Genomic DNA, 16,358 nt, shown 5'->3' with positions numbered 1-16,358 from the left:
GTTAAAGCCACGGCATGCCCTGAAACGGAGAACGATGGGCAGCGCGAAGAGGAGTGCGAGCCGAGGGTGAGCGACAACGATCTCGTTGCGGCCATGTACGGCGCGGTCGGCGAGGATGCTCGCTGGACCGAGGTCCTCGACGCGATCAAATTGCGCCTGGGCGTGGCAAGCGCGGTATTCCAGCGGCTGATAACCGACGGGGACGATCTGGTGCCGGTCACCAGTCTGCGTGACACCTGGTCTACCCAGGAAGCCAAGACGCACGACACCTGGGCCAATTCGCCCCTCAACCCGCGGTTTCGCCGCGACACCGAACCGCGCGGGCAGGACGAGATCGAGAGCGACCAGCGCAGCATTGCCCTGACGGCAAGCGATCGGGAAGCTCTCAGGCGCGGCCTTGCGGGCTGTGGTCTTGGCGCAGGGTTCTGGCTCGGCTGCAAGACCGTGCCGGGCGAACATACGACGCTGATCTTTCATCGCCACGCTGGCGACGGGCGCGACATGACCGAGGAAGACCTGCACTTCCTCAACCTGCTGCTGCCGCATTTCCGGCAGGTCTCCAGACTGGTGACGAGCATGGCAGGATACGAGGCGCGCCTCTCGGTTGCCGAGGCCTTCATGGACTCCACCAGTCTGGCGCTGGTCGCCTGCGACACGGATCTCGGCATCCACTGGATGAACGCTGCTGCCGAGGCGCTTATCGATGCCTTGCCACAGGTCACCCAGGTGCGCGGCAGATTGCGGTTTGGCGCGAGCGAAGCCACCGGCGTTGTCCGCGCCGCGATTGCGGGAACGCTGGGCGATACCTGCCGCGTGCCCGGTGAGCAGCCAGCCGAAGTCCTGCACTTGCGCGTGCTGCGCCGCGATGCGGCAGACAAGCGCAAATGGGGACGCAACCTTGCCTTGCTGGCGCTGTGCTCGCCCGGCACGGCTCCCCGGATCGATGCAGCCGAAGTGGCCAGCCTGTTCGGGCTGACGATGGCCGAAGCGACCCTGACCGCGCACCTTGTCGGGGGATGACGGTCAAGGACTACGCATCGCATCGCGGCATTGCCGAGGGCACCGCGCGCATGCAGCTCAAGAGCGCGCTGGCCAAGGCGGGCGTTGGCAGACAGGCCGATCTGGTGCGGCAGGTGTGCCAGTCTCTTGCCAGGTTGTGAGAGGCCGGAACGGTCCTTCCGCTCCGACCTCTGCGCGTCAGAAGGTGACGTTCAGCTTGACCCCGTACTCCCGCGGTGCGCCGTAGAACTCGTTCGAGTTCAGCTGGCCGGTGATATAGTCCTTGTTCGTCAGGTTCGTGCCCCAGGCCTCGAGCTTCAGCCTGTCGTTTATCCTGAGCGTCACGATTGCCGAAAGCAGGCCGCGCGGGTTGAGGCGGTCCGACAGCGGCGAATAGCCGATATAGGTGAACTGCTCACCGACATAGGCATAGTTCACCCGCGGCGTCAGCGACATCTCCCCGCCGAGCGGAATCTCGTATTCTACGCCGCCACCCCACGTCCAGCGCGGCGCATAGAGGTTGGGGCCGCCGCCGGTGGTCTGGATGAACGGCGTGTAGTCAAAGCAGACCGGGGGGTTGGAGGGCGCACCGGTCGCGCATTGAGGGCCAAGGGCTGCGCCGCCGAACGTCCGGGTGTTGACGAAGGTGACGCTGGCAAGGTCCGAGTCCACATAGGCCACGTTGGCATCGAAGCCGAAGCCGCCGAAGCGCCCTTGCACCTGTGCCTCAACACCCTTGATCTCGACGGTCGAGATGTTCTCGACGCCGGCAAAGCCGGTGGTGGGTTCGACCACGTTGAACTGGAAGTTGGCGTACTTGTTGTAGAAGGCGCTGACCTGGGTGCGAATGCGGTTGCGCAGGAAGGCGGATTTCCACCCTGCTTCATAGCTGATCACGCGCTCCGGATCGAAGTTCGAGGTGGGCGAATTGAAGCCGCCCGGCTTGTAGCCGCGCGCGACGAGCGCATAGAGCAGGTTGTCGGCATCGACCTTCCAGTTGAGCGCGAACTTGCCGGTGGCCAGCGAATCCTTGTGGCTGCCAGCCAGCGATGCAACCGAAAGCCCGTTTGGCGGGAAGTCGGGGATGCCCCTGCCGATCTTCACGTCGCCCTCGCCAGTGGCCTTGTAGGTGGAATACCGCGCGCCAAGCTGGGCTTCGAGACCAGGGACGATCTCGTAGTTGCCTTGCGCGAAGAGGCCGGTGGTGGTGCGCTGGTTGCCGCCGATGATGTCGGTGCGGAAGCCCTGCTGGTCCTGCAGGATGCGGATCGCAATGTCGTTGCGCTGGAAGTACCCGCCAAGAATCCAGTCGAACCGGCCCTCGGTCGGCGAGATGACGTTGAATTCCTGCGTGTAGACCTTTTCGCCCGCGAAGTAGTCTTCGGCAATGCCGCCCGGTCCCGCCGAGGCATCCAGGTCGTTCAGGGCCTTGATGCGCTTGTGCTGATAGCCGGTGACCGAACGCAGGGTGATGCCGCTGGCCAGTTCCTGGCGAAGTTCGAGGCTGGCCTGGAACGCCTTCTGCCGCTCTGCCACAGGCGTATCGAAGCTGATCGTGCGGATATCGCCCACGCGGAACGCATCGTAGGGCGTACCGAGGATCGGGCGATAGGCATAACCGCCCGAATCACGATCGTTGAACGAGACCTTGGCAAGGGCCTGAAACGAACCGGGCTTCCACATCGCGGTCAGGCGTCCACCGCCTTCGCGCAGCCTGCCGGCCTGGTTGGATACGGGGCCGACGCTGGTGTAGAAGCTGTCGCGGTTGCGATAGAAGCCTGCGGCGCGGAAGCCGAAGGTATCGGACACCGGCAGGTTCACTGCACCTTCGGACTGGACCGAGTTGTAATTGCCGGCACCGAACACGGCATAGCCGCCAAGGCCTTCATCCAGCAGCGGGTTCTGCGTGTTGATGAAGATTGCGCCGCCGGTGGAGTTGGAACCGACCAGCGTCCCCTGCGGCCCGCGCAGCACTTCGACACTGGCAAGGTCGTAGAAGCTGTTGGCCTGCACGATCGGTGGCTGGAACAGGCCGTCGACATAAGTTGCGACACCTGCCGTCACGCTTGGCGAATTGCTGGCAAGGCCGATGCCGCGAATGTTGATCGACTGGGTGATGCCACCATCGGAAATGGACAGCGCAGGGCTGGCATTCTGCAGGTCTGCCAGATTGGTCACCGCCTTGTCGGCCAGCGCACTGGCATCGAAGGCGGTTGCGGAGACGGCGACGTCCTGGAGCTTTTCCTTGCGACGCTGCGCCGTGACGATGATCTCGCCAACGCCCTCGCTCGCTTCCTCTGACGCGCTGGCCGTATCCTGCGCCGCTTGTGCAAACGCGGTGCCCGGCTGGGTGACAAGGGCAAGCGTCATCGCGCAGCCCAGTAGATACTGAGTCTTCATGGTATCCTCCCTCTTGTTATTGCTTACGGTGCCGGCTTCCATGCAGAGGCGGCGGCAAGGAAGGCCATGGTTTCCTGTCCGACGCTGCCTTCCATGGGCGGGAAGTAGCTCAGCTTGACCACCACGGTCCGGCTGGCGGGATCTACGTAGACGTACTGCCCCTGCAGTCCGATTGCCGAATAGGCGGGCGAATTGGCCATGGTCCACCACTGGTATCCATAACCGCCTTCCGGTCCGTCCTCGGGCCCAGCCGGAGCTTGGGCCACCTTGACCCACTCCTCTCTGACAACGCGCTTGCCGTTGGCCATCCCGCCATTCAGCATCATCTGGCCAAAGCGCGCCCAATCGCGCAGCGTGGCGTTGAAGCCTGCGCCGCTGAATTCGCGTCCTGTGCCGGGCTGGCCATCCATGATGTAGAAGCCATCGGCCTCGGTGCCGAGCGGCTCCCACAGCTTGCGCGCGGTGAAGGCCGCCACCGAACCACCGCTGACCCGTTCGATCAACCAGCCGAGCACGGCGGTGTCGATGGTCTTGTAGGCGAAGACTTCACCGGGCTCCGACTTGCGCTTGATGGTACGGGCGACATCGGCAAAGCGGGCAACGTTCTTGACGAGCGCGTTGATATGGTTGCTCGCCGCGATGCCGGGATTGGCGAAGTCGTAGCGCTCCTCGTAGTCGACGCCGGAGCGCATCTGCAGGATCTGGCGGATGGTCACACCATCGTAGCCGCTGCCTTTCAGTTCGGGCAGGTAGCGCACGATCTGATCATCCAGCGAGCCGATCAGCCCATCGGCAAGCGCCGCGCCGACAAGGGTCGAGGTCAGCGACTTGGTCATCGACCAGCCCATGAAGCGCGTGCGCTCGTTCGAGCCGTTGCGATAGATTTCGGTGACGATCCGCCCGTCCTTCATGATCAGGAGAGCGTTGGTGTAAGTGCGCTCGAGCGCCTGCTCGGCGGTCCAGGTCTTGCCGCCGAATTCGTAAGTGAAATCCATCGGGCGCTCGACCTTGGGCAAGGCCCACGGTGACCCGGAATGCGCGACCGTGCGCGTGGTGAACAACTGATCCATGTTGCGGAAGGCAAAGCTGTTCACATCGGCGTCGTTCATGCGCCAGCGCATCACCTGCGTTGCCACCGGCACGTCCGAAGCAGGGCCGGATTGCAGTTGCGCGGGCAATTGTTGCTGGGCCTGAACCGGCATCGGCAGTGCCAGCAACCCGGACAGCGCGGCTGCGGTCAGACGAATGGCAAGAGTCATCGTGAACTGTCTCCCTGGTGGACGACTCGCACCGGTCATCCTCGGGATATGGCTAGGCCGCGCGTGAACCCGGCGCATGAACCATTTGGTATATGCCATAACAATTTTCACGCCCACCGGCAGGGTCGGACGGAATGGTAAGCACTGCTGGGAGTGCGGCCCGCGCCGTAAAGAGAAAGCCCTCCCCTCCGCATCGGAGAGAAGGGCTTTCGTCAATTATCGTCAGGTAGCGGCCAGGAGCCGCCCCGATCAGAAGGCGACAGTAGCCGAAACGACCACGCGCGAACCGGCGATCGACGAACCATCCTTGGTCGAGGAGAAGTTCGGCGTCAGGTAGTTGAAGTCGGTCGGGTTAAGGTCGGTATCGACATAGGCCACGCCGAGCGTGACGTTGCCGAGGGTGTAATCGGCACCGACCAGCCAGTCGACATAGTCACCGGTCGGCGAAACCGAGGTGCCTTGAGGGCCAAGGCCCTTGTTGCCACCGTTGGTGTAGCCGATGTGGCCCTTGACCGTCAGGCCGGTGTCGGGGATGCCGGCCGAAAGGTCGGTCCAGACATAGACGTTGTCAGCCTTGGCACCGGGATTGTCGTAGACGCCGGTGGCCGCCGAAGCGCCCGAGTTGTACCACTGGCCAAGCGCTTCCTGCTTGGGAGCATAAGCCACGCCGACGAGGACGTTGGCGGGACCGACGGCGCTCGACACCTTGACATAAGGCTCGGCGAAGTCGGTGTTGTCGAGGCCGCCCGGATACATGTACCAGGTCAGGCCGACATCGACCGTCACGCCGCTGATCTCGGTCTTGTAGCCGCCGATGATGTCGAGTTCCATGTTTGAACCGGCGAAGGTGCCCCAGCCGGCGAGGTTCGAACCCCAGGTGCCGACATAGAAGCCGCTTTCATGCGCGACGGTGACGCCGGCTTGAACTGCCATTTCCTTGTCGGTCATCGAAACGCCGCGGAAGCGGTAGTCCGAAACGAGAGCTGCGCTGCCCGAAACGGTGATGGCGGGGGTTTCTTCCTGCGCGAAAGCCGGAGTCGCAAAAAGTGCGAGGGCGACAGGTGCCACGGCTGCGGCGAGACGGGTCTTCATACGGAACGCTCCCTGGATAGGTTATCACGTTCCACCTGCGTCTGCCGTGCGAGCGCTTCTCAAAGACGGAGCGACGTCACTGCAGAGCCAAAAGTAATACACGCCGTTTTGCTGCACTGCAAGATAGATTCTTCCGTCAAATGGCAAGAGCCGGCAATTTCTGCCGACTCTTGCCATCTGGCGCGCAACAAGAGGGGGTGGGCCGTCGCGCGCGTCTTGATGCCAACGCTCTGAATCGAGCGGGGTTTCAGGCGTGTGCCAGCGTCTTCAGCAGGGGCGCGGGGCCAGAGACGGTCACCGCATCCCCCGCTGCTTGCGCCGTGCCAGCCACTCCGTCAGCATCTCGGCCGTGGTGTGGTCCATCGCATGGACACGGTCGAGGTCGACGTGAACGGGCTTGGCGACCGGGACCTGCTCGAGAGCGTTGGTCAGGCGCGTCAGCCCCAGGAACGTGGCCGCACCTTCCAGTTCAAGGCGCACGGTTTCGCCCACGGTCTGCTCGCCGACACGGAAGCGCAGGTTTCGCAGGTGCGGAACAAGCTCTAGCGCAGACAGGGCCAGACCCACCAGCACACCGGTGAGCAAGTCGGTCGTCACCACGAGCGTAAAGGTCGCGACCCAGATCAACGCGGGCATGAAGCCATGCACCTCGAACAGGCGACGAACCTGCTTGAGACTGACCAGCTTCCATCCGGTGACCACCAGAACCCCGCCCAGCGCCGCCATAGGAACTTCGCGCAGGATGAACGGCAGCAGGGCCACGAAGCCGAGAATCCACACCCCGTGCAGCACCGCAGACGTGCGAGTCATCGCGCCCGCCTGCACGTTGGCCGAGCTGCGCACGATCACGCCTGTCATCGGCAGTGCGTTGACCACGCCGCACAGCAGGTTGCCGACGCCCTGCGCCCGCAGCTCCTTGTTGTAGTCGGTCCGCACGCCATCATGCATGCGGTCAACCGCTGCGGCCGAAAGCAGAGTTTCGGCGCTGGCGATGAAGGCGATGGCAATGGCTGAAACGATCAGTGAGCCGTTGGTCAACGGGGTGAGGAAATCACCGCCGGGCAGCGCAAAGGCAGCGCCGATCGAATCCGGAACGGCAATGCGCGCCACGTCGAGCCCGAAGCCCCAGGCCACGCCCGTCGCCGCCAGCACGCCAAGCAGCGCGCCCGGCACGAGTCCAAGCCTTGCCGGCTTGAGCTTTTCCCACGCCAGCATCGTGCCGATGGTGAGCAGGCCGAGCATGAGCGCAAGCTCGGTCGACCGCAGATCGAACGGCGTCAGCCCGAGCACGCGCGCGGGCATCATGGCAAGATTGTCGATACCGTTGGAGAGCGGCTTGGCATCGAACAGGATATGGAACTGCCCGATGACGATCAGGGCGCCGATCCCGGCCAACATGCCGTGGACCACTGCAGGCGAGATTGCGCGGAACACGCCGCCCAGCTTGGCCACGCCCGCAAGGAGTTGCAGGGCACCGGCCAGCACCAGCACTGGTCCGAGAGCGGATAGGCCGTTATCACGGACGAACTCGAAGACGATTACCGCAAGGCCGGCGGCCGGACCGCTTACCTGCAGCGGCGAACCGGCGAGCAGGCCAACGACGATCCCGCCGATGATCCCGGTAACAAGTCCCTTCTCAGGCGGCACGCCCGACGCAATGGCGATGCCCATGCACAAGGGCATGGCAACAAGGAACACCACGATAGACGCGGTGAAATCGCGGACGAAGTAGCGGGAAATCCCGCCACCGGCGCCGTCGGCAGTCGCGGCTGTCATTCTGCGGCCTCGGCGATCCAGGCGTCGAGGACGCGGCGCGAGCGGGCTGGAAGCGCCACTGGCAGCGGCTTGTCTTCGCGCAGCGGCACGAACTCGCCGGTCTCGCCGTCGAGACCAAGCACCATGCCGGCGCTGATGTCGACGAACCAGCCATGCAGCGACATTTCACCCTTTGCGATGGCTGTCGCCACCGAAGGATGCGTGCGGAGGTGGTCAAGCTGAACAATCACATTCTGCAGGCTGACCGCGCGGACGCGCTCGTCAGTGCCGAGGTGGGGCGAGCAGCTGGAGACCACGCTTTCCGCCGCCGCGCCATGGCGCAGCCAGGCGACCACGTTCGGCATGCCTTCAGGCAGCGTCGGTGCGGAGAGCGCCTTCATCGCGCCACAATCTGAATGGCCGCAAACGATGATGTCCCGCACGCCCAGCGCCATGACGGCGTATTCCACGGTCGAGGTCACGCCGCCGTTCATGGTGGCGTAGGGCGGAACCATGTTTCCGGCATTGCGGCAGACGAAGAGCTCGCCGGGCTGGGCCTGCATGATCTGCTCGGGAACGATGCGGGAATCCGCGCACGAAATCATCAGCGCCTTGGGTGACTGCCCCTCGCTGACGAGCTTGCCGAACAGTTCGCGGCTGTCGGGGAAGATGGTCTTTTCGAAGCTGAAGACGCGGCCGATAAGCTCGTTCACGGTGCTGGACCTTTCACTAGACTCGACAACCGACTGAGGTCGCCCGGAAACTAGTCAAAGTATGTGCCGCATCTTTCCGCATGAGCGCGGGTGTGTAACGAACTGTTTCGCAACCCTTCAATTCGTCGCCAACGGGAAACGGACCGTGACGCGGAGGCCCCCAGTGGGCCGATTGCGCAGTAGCAAGGTGCCATTATCCAGCTGGATTGCCCGCCGCACGATGGCGAGGCCAAGGCCCATGCCCGGCGTATCGCGGGCGCGCGCAGTGTCCAGCCGGACGAATGGCTGCAGAACATCGTCGATGCGCTCGGCCGGGATACCGGGGCCATCGTCGTCGAACTGGAGCTCGGCCGCGCCGTCGACGCGCTGCACGGTAACCCGCACGCTGCCCGCGTAATGCAGCGCATTCTCGATCAGATTGGAAAGAGCACGGCGCACCGAGACGGGGCGCGCCATGATCTCGAGGCTTTCGAGGCCGTGGAAGGTGGCATCGGCGCCATTGTCGGCGGCGGTATCCACCAGCGTCTGCGCCATCACCGCCACATCGATGCGTTCGGCTGGCAGGCGGCTCCCGCCGGATTCGACGAAGGCCTGCAGCGATTCAAGCATGTGCCGCATCTCGCCGAGGTCAGCGCTCATGCCCTCGCGCGTTTCCTCGTCGAGATCGAGGCTTTCAACGCGCAGTTGCATGCGCGAGAGCGGGGTGCGCAGATCATGCCCGATCGCCAGCATGGACTGCGTGCGGTTGGTCATGGATTCATAGACGCGCTGCTGCATCTCGTTGAAGGCATGGATGAGGTCGCGCACTTCGGCGGTGCCCTGTTCGGACAGCAGTTGCGGCGGTCCCGAACCGACGGTCTTCGACGCCCGGACTAGGGTCCGCAGCGGCGCCAGTGTTGCCCGGAACAGCACCCAGGCAAGCAGGACCAGCGCAAGGGTCGGCATCATCAGCGTGAGGATGCGCCCGGCATTGAGCGTCCAGGCATCGCTGGCGTAAGTCTGGAACTGCACGATACTGCGGTCAGGCAGGGTGAGCGATCCAGTAATGTTGCCGGCAACGGCCACCGGCTTGAGATGCAGTTGCAGGTCGGCCCGGCCAAGTTCGGGGGCGTCTTCTATGATCTGTTGGCGCAGGCGCGACAGCTGGATCGACCCGCCCAGACGATTGCCGGACGGCTGCCAATCAAGCGCGAACCGCGCCGAGCTGAGGTCCTTGGCAACCTGCCTGCGTTCGCCGACCGGCGCGCGCTCGATCGCGCGGGTGGCGATGATCAGATTCTCGGCAACGCGCGCGGCGTCGTCTTCGCGCAACGCGAACTGGCTGGCACGATCGAACAGCAGGGTATTGGCCGCAAAATCGACCAACGCGACAAGCAGCAGGATCGCCAGAAGCCGCTCGGGCAGGCCAAAGCGGCGCGACAGCATCAGGCGCGCTGCACTTCGGCCTTGAACATGTAGCCCACGCCGCGAACCGTTACGATCGGAGCATTGCCTCCAGCCGCGGAAAGCTTGCGGCGCAACCTGCTGACCAGCACGTCGACGCTGCGATCCGAACTGTCGCCCAAGCGGGTGCGCGAAAGTTCGATGAGGCGCTCACGCCCGAGCACGCGCTGGGGCTGGCCGATGAAAGTGGCCAGCAGATCGAATTCAGCCCCCGTCAGGTCCACCATCGCGCCGCTGGGCGAATGCAGTTCGCGCCGGGCCATCGACACGGACCAGCCGTCAAAATGGATGTCGCCGCTGCGGCTGCCCGTATCGCCAGCGGTATCGGTGACGGCGTTGGCCCCGCGACGCAACACCGCGCCGATCCGGGCCACCAGTTCGCGCGTGCTGAATGGCTTGGGCAGATAGTCGTCCGCGCCGAGTTCAAGCCCGAGGACGCGATCCTCCTCGCTGCCGCGAGCCGAGACGAAGATGATCGGCACGTCGCTTTGCTTGCGCAGGCGGCGGAACAGCTCGATCCCGCTCGTTCCCGGCAACATGATGTCGAGCACGACCAGATCGGCCGGCTCGCTTTCCAGTGCCACCCACATTTCTGCGCCAGTGGCAGCAGTGCGGACATTGTAGCCGTTTTCCCGCAAGGCACGCGCGGTCAGCGTCCGCAGCGGCCCGTCGTCTTCCACAAGTACGATTGATGGAGATTGCATAAAGCTCCGGCGCGGTTGCAGCAACACGGTGCACGATAGCAGCGACGCCCGTGGTGCCAAGGTTGAAGAACAGGCACTATGGTGACGTTTGCTGGGGAAAAGCGGCGGTTTGGCACTCTGTTTGCGCCTGCCCGATCCGTTCGCCCCCGCAGATCGACATGTTCTCTAGCTGAAGGCAACGTTTTGCGCGCGACGGGCGGCAATGCGACAAAATGTTGCTGATTTACATTTTTGACTGAATTGGTCCGAATTGAGCAAGGTTCAGGGCCTCGCTATCGCCCAACCACATGACATGGCGGGTGTGATCGTCCAGGTCATTGCCGCTGTTGCCGTGGCAGAAGATCGTGAAATGTCCGCGATTTTCCATCATCCAGGGGATGGCAGCACCGATTCGCTCTGCCGGGATCGTCATCTGGCACGACCCACGCGGATGCGGCCCAACCGGGCGGGCGTGCACGCGCCCCATCGCAACGCCAAGCTCGTCGCGCATTCTCATGCACAGCCCGCCGGCTTCATCCGCCTCTGCAGGATTGAAATAGACGTGCGCGTGGTAGTCGGCAAAGGTTTGCATTTGCTGCTATTGCGTCAAGCGCTTGCCAATCGCAACATCGTGCTGCCAAGGGCTTACGGAGCGGCTTGCCGCTTCGGCGGAGTCGGCGGATATCTACGACTATTGTCCAAAAGCCCCAGCGGCCGACACAGGTTACACACGCGGGCAAGAGAAAGTTTCGAGGAGGGTTTGAACATGGGCGAAGCAGTCTATCCGGTCCCTGCAGAATGGGCCGAGAACGCCCTTGTCGATGAAGCGGGCTACTTCGAGATGTACCGCCAGTCGGTCGAAGATCCCGAAGCCTTCTGGGCGGAACACGGCAAGCGGCTCGACTGGATCAAGCCCTTCACCAAGGTGAAGAATACATCATATCATGAGGCCGATTTCGGCATCCGCTGGTTCGAGGACGGCACGCTCAACCTCTCGGCCAACTGCCTTGACCGCCATCTGGAAGCGCGCGGCGACCAGATTGCCATCCTGTGGGAGCCGGACAGCCCGACCACGCCCCACCGCGAGATCACCTACCGCCAACTGCACGAACAGGTCTGCCGCTTTGCCAACCTGCTCAAGGCGCAAGGTGTCAAGCGCGGCGAGCGCGTCACGATCTACCTGCCGATGGTGCCTGAAGCCGCCGTCGCCATGCTCGCCTGCGCCCGTATCGGCGCGATCCACTCGATCGTCTTTGCCGGTTTCAGCCCCGACGCTCTTGCCGGCCGCATCATCGACTGCGACAGCCGCATCGTTCTCACCGCCGACGAAGGCCTGCGCGGCGGCAAGAAGGTCCCGCTCAAGGCCAACGTCGACGAAGCGCTCAAGCAGTGCCCCGGCGTCGACAGCGTGATCGTGCTGCGCCACACCGGTGCCGACGTGCCGATGGTCGAGGGCCGCGACGTTGACTGGGCCACGGGCGTTGCCGCGCAAAGTGCCGACTGCACGCCTGAGGAAATGAACGCGGAAGATCCGCTGTTCATCCTCTACACGTCCGGCTCCACGGGCAAGCCCAAGGGCGTGCTGCACACCACTGGCGGCTACTCGGTCTGGGCCTCGATGACCCACCAGTACGTGTTCGATTACCGGCCCGGCCAGATCTACTGGTGTGCAGCGGATATCGGCTGGGTCACCGGCCACTCCTATGTCGTCTACGGACCGCTCGCCAATGGCGCGACCACGGTGATGTTCGAAGGCGTGCCCAACTTCCCCGATCCCAGCCGCTTCTGGCAGGTGGTCGACAAGTTCCAGGTCGAGATCTTCTACGGCGCCCCCACCGCCCTGCGCGCCCTGATGCGCGAAGGCGATGAATGGGTGAAGCAGACCAGCCGCCAATCGCTGCGCCTGTTGGGCTCGGTGGGCGAGCCGATCAATCCCGAGGCGTGGGAATGGTATCACAAGGTCGTGGGCGACAGCCGCTGCCCGATCGTCGACACGTGGTGGCAGACCGAAACCGGCGCGGCGATGATCACGCCCCTGCCCGGCGCCACGCCGCTCAAGCCCGGCTCGGCCAGCCGTCCGTTCTTCGGCGTGAAGCCGGCGTTGGTCGACAACGATGGCAATTTCCTTGAAGGCGCGACCGACGGCTGCCTTGTCATCACCGATAGCTGGCCGGGCCAGATGCGCACGGTCTGGGGCGATCACGAACGCTTCTTCCAGACCTATTTCAGCACGTTCAAGGGCCTCTATTTCACCGGCGACGGCTGCCGCCGCGACGAGGATGGCTACTACTGGATCACCGGCCGCATCGATGACGTGATCAACGTCTCGGGCCACCGCATGGGCACGGCCGAGATCGAAAGCGCGCTGGTCGCCCACGCCAAGGTTGCCGAAGCTGCCGTCGTCGGCATGCCGCACGACATCAAGGGCCAAGGCATCTATGCCTTCGTCACCTGCAATGCCGAGGTCGAGCCGGACGAGGCCCTGCGCAAGGAGCTGATCCAGTGGGTCCGCCACGAGATCGGCCCGATCGCCACGCCCGACGTGATCCAGTTCGCCCCGGGCCTGCCCAAGACCCGCTCGGGCAAGATCATGCGCCGCATCCTGCGCAAGATCGGCGAGAATGACATGTCGAACCTTGGCGACACGTCGACGCTGGCCGATCCCAGCGTGGTCGAAAACCTCGTCGCCAACCGCCCGCAACTCGAAAAGGCCTGATTGAAAAGGGGCGCGGCCTTGATGGCTGCGCCCTCGGCTTCAAGTCAGCAGCTTGCCGCTCTTCTCGCGGATCACGCCTTCGATCATGCGCTTGGCGAAACCGAGGCTGGCGGGGATGTCGACCTCGACCACCAGCTCCTTTTCCGCCAGTTCCACCCCGCAATCGAGCGTGTAGCCCATCGCGCTGACCGTCATCACCATATGGTCGTCGTCCGAGAATGCAGTCGTCACCGTCGCCATGCCGTCAGCCTTGGCCGCTGCCTGCGCCGCCTTCTCGCGCAACCGCCGGCGCGCTTCGTCACGGTCGAGCGAATGGGGAATGGCGATGCGCATCAGTTGACCTTCGGGGCTTCGAGCTGGGGCGCCGCCTCTAGACCTTCACCGTAGCGATAGTCCAGATAGCGCCCGCGCACGGCGAGCGCATCGAGATCTCCCGCCGCCAGCTGCCGGGTGATCTCGTCGATTTCCTTGGATATCTTGCCAAGACCATCGGCAAGCTGCTGATCGGCATTTCGCCCGCCGCGCTCTTCGCGCCGCAAATGGGGCGGAATCTTGCGCCAGCTTTCGACCATGCCCGGCAGATGCTCGCCCACCAGCTTGCGCACCTCGACGGCGGCAGGTTCGGCCGGATCGATGCCTTCGAGTTGAACACCAAGGCCATCGAGCTGCACGCCGATCTGGTCGACGAGCTGCACCGCCGGCGCAGGCAGCGCCGGACGCTGGGCCTCGAGCCACAGTTCGGTCCGCCCGACCATCGTTCGCACATCGCCGGTGTTGAGCGCCGACAGATCAGGCACCTTCATCTTCGGATACTTCGCGAAGAATGCCAGCGCAGCGACGATCGCCAGGCCCAGCACCATCACGCCGAGAATGCCGATGCCGTCGAGGATCATCCCCGCAACCATCGCGCCCACCAGCAGTACGCCGACCGACATCGCCATGCGTGCGGCCTTCTTGCCGAAATGCTGTCGCTTCAGTTCGGCTGAGCGTTTGCCGATGCTGCGCCGCCCGCCCGCCTGCTGTCGCACCAGCGAGGAGCGCGCTTCGGCAAGGATACGGTCGCTGTCATGAGCCGAGGAATTGGCCATGCGCTGCTCAGCCCTCCAGCGTCAGCAGCGGCGAGGTTTCGGGGCCTGCCAGCTTGGCCTGCGCTGCGCCTTCCGCCCGCGCGATGTACCCCTTCGACTTCTCGACCTCCCCGACAGCGTGGTCACCGTCTGCTTCATCGCATCGAGAGCCTTGAGCTTGAAGGTGTCGATCGTGTCCATCGTGTCGTAGATGTTCTGGAAGGCGCGCTGCAGCGTCTCCAGCGGGATCGTGCTCGACGCGGCCATCTCGTGGATCTTGCCGGTCTGTTCGCGCAGCAGCTTGCCGGTACTGTCGATCATGTTCGCGGTCGTGGTGTTGAGCGCGGTGATCTGCTGCAGCACCAGCCGCTGATTGGTCATCGCCTGCGCCACGGTCACCGCCGTGCGCAGTGCCGCCACTGTGGTCGTGCTGGCGCGGTCCACGCCCTTGACCAGTTCGACGTTGTTCTTCTTGACCAGATCGAGCGCGAGATAGCCCTGCACCGTCACCGCCATCTGCGTCAGCAGGTCCTGCGTGCGCTGGCGGGTGTAGAACAGCGCAGATTCGCGGATCGCCTTGGCCTTGGCCGGCTCGGTGTGGTCGAGATCGGCAGCGGCCTCCTCCAGCTTGGCGTCGAGCGTCTTGGAGATGTGGATCATCTGCTCCAGATTGCCCATCGCTTCCCACAGCTTCTGGCGCTCGACGTCGATTCCGGCATTGTCCATGAGCAACTCGTCCTTGCCCGAGGCGAGGCGTTCGAGGATGGCCTTGATGTGCCCCTGCGCCGAGGTGTAGCCATCGAAATACTTCTTCAGGCTGTTGCCGAAGGGGATGATGCCCAAAAACTTGCGGCCCGAGGACAGGTTGCCCTGCCGGCCGGGATCGAGGTCCTCGATCGTGCGGCGCAGCGCGGCCAGATCGGCGCCGACGCCGCTGTCCTTGTCCATCGCGCGGATCGGCCGGTCGAGAAACCGGTTTGACATGCCCGCCGCCTGCGCAATCTCCTTGCGGCCCATGTTGGTCAACTGGTCGACCTTCTTGCCGAATTCCGGGCTCTGCGCATCGACCGAGATCAAGTCGGCCACGAACGCATCGACCTTGGCCTCAAGCTTGGACCGGTTCTCGTCCGATACCGGCACCAGCCCTGCCGCCTGGGCGGGCGCAACCACCGGCACCGGATCGGGCGGGGTCAGGCTGATCGGGGACATCGTGGCGGTTTCGGTCGGTGTGGAAGCCATCGTGCTGGGACTTTCGGAATTGAACGCGTTCAACATGCTATCTTGGCAACATGGTATGTCGCGCGGCCGGGCGCAAGCTGTCTTATACTCGCAACACAGCGCCATGCCTTGGGCCATATCGACGGAGCGTTGCCACAGCTCCATCAACGGCATGATGACCATGATGAAACGATGTGCCGTATTCGGTGCGAGTGGCGGCATCGGCGCCGCCCTGACCGCTCTTCTTGCCGCGCGTGAAGACGTGGCCGAAGTCCATGCCCTGTCGCGCAGCGGCGGCGGCGCCGATGGCAAGATCGTGCCCCACCGCTTCGACCTGCTCGATGAAAGCTCCATCGCCCAGGCCTGCGCAGCGATCGGCGCCCCGCTCGACCTTGTGATCGTGGCGACCGGCCGTCTGGTTCGCGCAACTGGCGAAGGCCCCGAAAAGTCATGGCGCGCGCTGGATGCCGGTGCGATGGCGGAGCTCTACGCGATCAATACCATCGGCCCTGCCCTGATCGCCCGCCACACCCTGCCTCTGCTGCCGAGGGACCGGCCTGCCGTTTTCGCCGCCATATCAGCCCGCGTCGGCTCGATCAGCGACAACCGCCTTGGCGGCTGGCACTCCTACCGCGCCTCGAAAGCGGCGCTGAACATGCTGGTGAAGACTCTCGCCATCGAACTTGCCCGCACCCACCCGCAGGCCGTGGCCGTCACGCTGCATCCGGGCACGGTCGATACCCCCTCTCACAGCCCTTCCAGCGCGGCGTGCCATCGGAAAAGCTGTTTACCGCCGAACGCTCGGCCGGACACTTGCTCGACGTGATTGACGGCCTGACACCGGCGCAATCCGGCAAATTGATGGCTTGGGACGGTGCGGAGATCTCGTTCTGACGGTCGATCCGCACATCAACATATCGAAAGTGAATCCAAAATGGAGCGGGCCGACGCGGACTATTGCGACTTCAGGCTATAGGGTGCCTTGAAGTTCGCCGTAACTTCCCGCCGCACCC

The 16,358-nt window shown here is 64.1% G+C and carries 12 protein-coding genes and 3 pseudogenes; 4 read left to right on the top strand and 11 right to left on the bottom strand.

Annotated elements, in window-relative coordinates; translation table 11 throughout:
- The first annotated feature begins 66 nt into the window (after positions 1-66).
- Both C7W88_RS08170 and C7W88_RS22600 read left to right on the top strand, forming a co-directional pair.
- On the top strand, positions 67-1,020 hold the full coding sequence (locus C7W88_RS08170) for a hypothetical protein (RefSeq protein WP_118073171.1): 954 nt from the start codon (positions 67-69) through the stop codon (positions 1,018-1,020).
- Positions 1,017-1,160: a hypothetical protein gene (locus tag C7W88_RS22600; protein WP_162895960.1), complete on the top strand. Its 144-nt coding sequence runs from the start codon at positions 1,017-1,019 to the stop codon at positions 1,158-1,160. Before C7W88_RS08170 ends, C7W88_RS22600 begins: the two co-directional genes overlap by 4 nt.
- Positions 1,161-1,197: 37 nt before the next feature.
- Here C7W88_RS22600 and C7W88_RS08165 read toward each other — a convergent pair whose 3' ends face one another.
- The 8 genes and pseudogenes from C7W88_RS08165 to C7W88_RS08130 form a co-directional block, all read right to left on the bottom strand.
- A complete protein-coding gene (locus C7W88_RS08165) occupies positions 1,198-3,399 on the bottom strand; it encodes a TonB-dependent receptor (RefSeq protein ID WP_162895959.1) in 2,202 nt (733 codons plus the stop codon).
- A gap of 23 nt (positions 3,400-3,422) precedes the next feature.
- Positions 3,423-4,658 carry a serine hydrolase gene (locus tag C7W88_RS08160; protein ID WP_118073169.1) on the bottom strand — a complete coding sequence of 412 codons (1,236 nt, stop codon included), beginning with the start codon at positions 4,656-4,658 and terminating at the stop codon, positions 3,423-3,425.
- Positions 4,659-4,907: 249 nt separating this feature from the next.
- Entirely contained in the window at positions 4,908-5,750 is an 843-nt protein-coding gene (locus tag C7W88_RS08155; RefSeq protein WP_118073168.1) for a TorF family putative porin, read from the bottom strand.
- 247 nt (positions 5,751-5,997) lie between these two features.
- Positions 5,998-7,526 (bottom strand): annotated as a pseudogene (locus tag C7W88_RS08150) (SulP family inorganic anion transporter).
- Positions 7,523-8,218 (bottom strand): carbonic anhydrase, encoded by a 696-nt coding sequence (locus C7W88_RS08145; protein ID WP_118073166.1) that lies wholly within the window; start codon positions 8,216-8,218, stop codon positions 7,523-7,525. The pseudogene C7W88_RS08150 and the gene C7W88_RS08145 overlap by 4 nt, the downstream one beginning before the upstream one ends.
- A 117-nt stretch (positions 8,219-8,335) precedes the next feature.
- Positions 8,336-9,643: an ATP-binding protein gene (locus C7W88_RS08140; protein WP_162895958.1), complete on the bottom strand. Its 1,308-nt coding sequence runs from the start codon at positions 9,641-9,643 to the stop codon at positions 8,336-8,338.
- On the bottom strand, positions 9,643-10,365 hold the full coding sequence (locus tag C7W88_RS08135) for a response regulator transcription factor (RefSeq protein WP_039331775.1): 723 nt from the start codon (positions 10,363-10,365) through the stop codon (positions 9,643-9,645). Before C7W88_RS08135 ends, C7W88_RS08140 begins: the two co-directional genes overlap by 1 nt.
- Positions 10,366-10,588: 223 nt before the next feature.
- Entirely contained in the window at positions 10,589-10,936 is a 348-nt protein-coding gene (locus tag C7W88_RS08130) for a DOPA 4,5-dioxygenase family protein (protein ID WP_118073164.1), read from the bottom strand.
- A gap of 174 nt (positions 10,937-11,110) precedes the next feature.
- Here C7W88_RS08130 and acs point away from each other — a divergent pair, with 174 nt between their 5' ends.
- Positions 11,111-13,060 (top strand): acetate--CoA ligase, encoded by a 1,950-nt coding sequence (gene acs / locus C7W88_RS08125; RefSeq protein WP_118073163.1) that lies wholly within the window; start codon positions 11,111-11,113, stop codon positions 13,058-13,060.
- 39 nt (positions 13,061-13,099) lie between these two features.
- Here acs and C7W88_RS08120 read toward each other — a convergent pair whose 3' ends face one another.
- From C7W88_RS08120 to C7W88_RS08110, 3 genes and pseudogenes are all read right to left on the bottom strand, one after another.
- A complete protein-coding gene (locus C7W88_RS08120) occupies positions 13,100-13,393 on the bottom strand; it encodes a polyhydroxyalkanoic acid system family protein (RefSeq protein ID WP_118073162.1) in 294 nt (97 codons plus the stop codon).
- On the bottom strand, positions 13,393-14,148 hold the full coding sequence (locus C7W88_RS08115) for a hypothetical protein (RefSeq protein WP_118073161.1): 756 nt from the start codon (positions 14,146-14,148) through the stop codon (positions 13,393-13,395). The genes C7W88_RS08120 and C7W88_RS08115 overlap by 1 nt, the downstream gene beginning before the upstream one ends.
- 7 nt (positions 14,149-14,155) lie before the next feature.
- Positions 14,156-15,366, bottom strand: a pseudogene (locus C7W88_RS08110) (toxic anion resistance protein).
- A gap of 163 nt (positions 15,367-15,529) precedes the next feature.
- Here C7W88_RS08110 and C7W88_RS08105 point away from each other — a divergent pair.
- Positions 15,530-16,239 (top strand): annotated as a pseudogene (locus C7W88_RS08105) (SDR family NAD(P)-dependent oxidoreductase).
- Positions 16,240-16,358 lie beyond the last annotated feature (119 nt).

The sequence above is a fragment of the Novosphingobium sp. THN1 genome, assembly GCF_003454795.1.
In the GTDB taxonomy this organism is placed as follows: domain Bacteria; phylum Pseudomonadota; class Alphaproteobacteria; order Sphingomonadales; family Sphingomonadaceae; genus Novosphingobium.
Note: the sequence above shows the minus strand (reverse complement) of the source record. Positions and strands in the feature narration are given on the sequence as shown.

What these genes read in the sequence shown, in the direction of transcription:
- C7W88_RS22600 (WP_162895960.1), top strand. Translation starts at nt 1,017, where the DNA reads ATGACGGTCAAGGACTACGCATCGCATCGCGGCATTGCCGAGGGCACC.
- C7W88_RS08130 (WP_118073164.1), bottom strand. Translation starts at nt 10,936, where the DNA reads ATGCAAACCTTTGCCGACTACCACGCGCACGTCTATTTCAATCCTGCA.
- C7W88_RS08120 (WP_118073162.1), bottom strand. Translation starts at nt 13,393, where the DNA reads ATGCGCATCGCCATTCCCCATTCGCTCGACCGTGACGAAGCGCGCCGG.
- C7W88_RS08160 (WP_118073169.1), bottom strand. Translation starts at nt 4,658, where the DNA reads ATGACTCTTGCCATTCGTCTGACCGCAGCCGCGCTGTCCGGGTTGCTG.
- C7W88_RS08115 (WP_118073161.1), bottom strand. Translation starts at nt 14,148, where the DNA reads ATGGCCAATTCCTCGGCTCATGACAGCGACCGTATCCTTGCCGAAGCG.
- C7W88_RS08140 (WP_162895958.1), bottom strand. Translation starts at nt 9,643, where the DNA reads ATGCTGTCGCGCCGCTTTGGCCTGCCCGAGCGGCTTCTGGCGATCCTG.
- C7W88_RS08135 (WP_039331775.1), bottom strand. Translation starts at nt 10,365, where the DNA reads ATGCAATCTCCATCAATCGTACTTGTGGAAGACGACGGGCCGCTGCGG.
- C7W88_RS08155 (WP_118073168.1), bottom strand. Translation starts at nt 5,750, where the DNA reads ATGAAGACCCGTCTCGCCGCAGCCGTGGCACCTGTCGCCCTCGCACTT.
- C7W88_RS08165 (WP_162895959.1), bottom strand. Translation starts at nt 3,399, where the DNA reads ATGAAGACTCAGTATCTACTGGGCTGCGCGATGACGCTTGCCCTTGTC.
- acs (WP_118073163.1), top strand. Translation starts at nt 11,111, where the DNA reads ATGGGCGAAGCAGTCTATCCGGTCCCTGCAGAATGGGCCGAGAACGCC.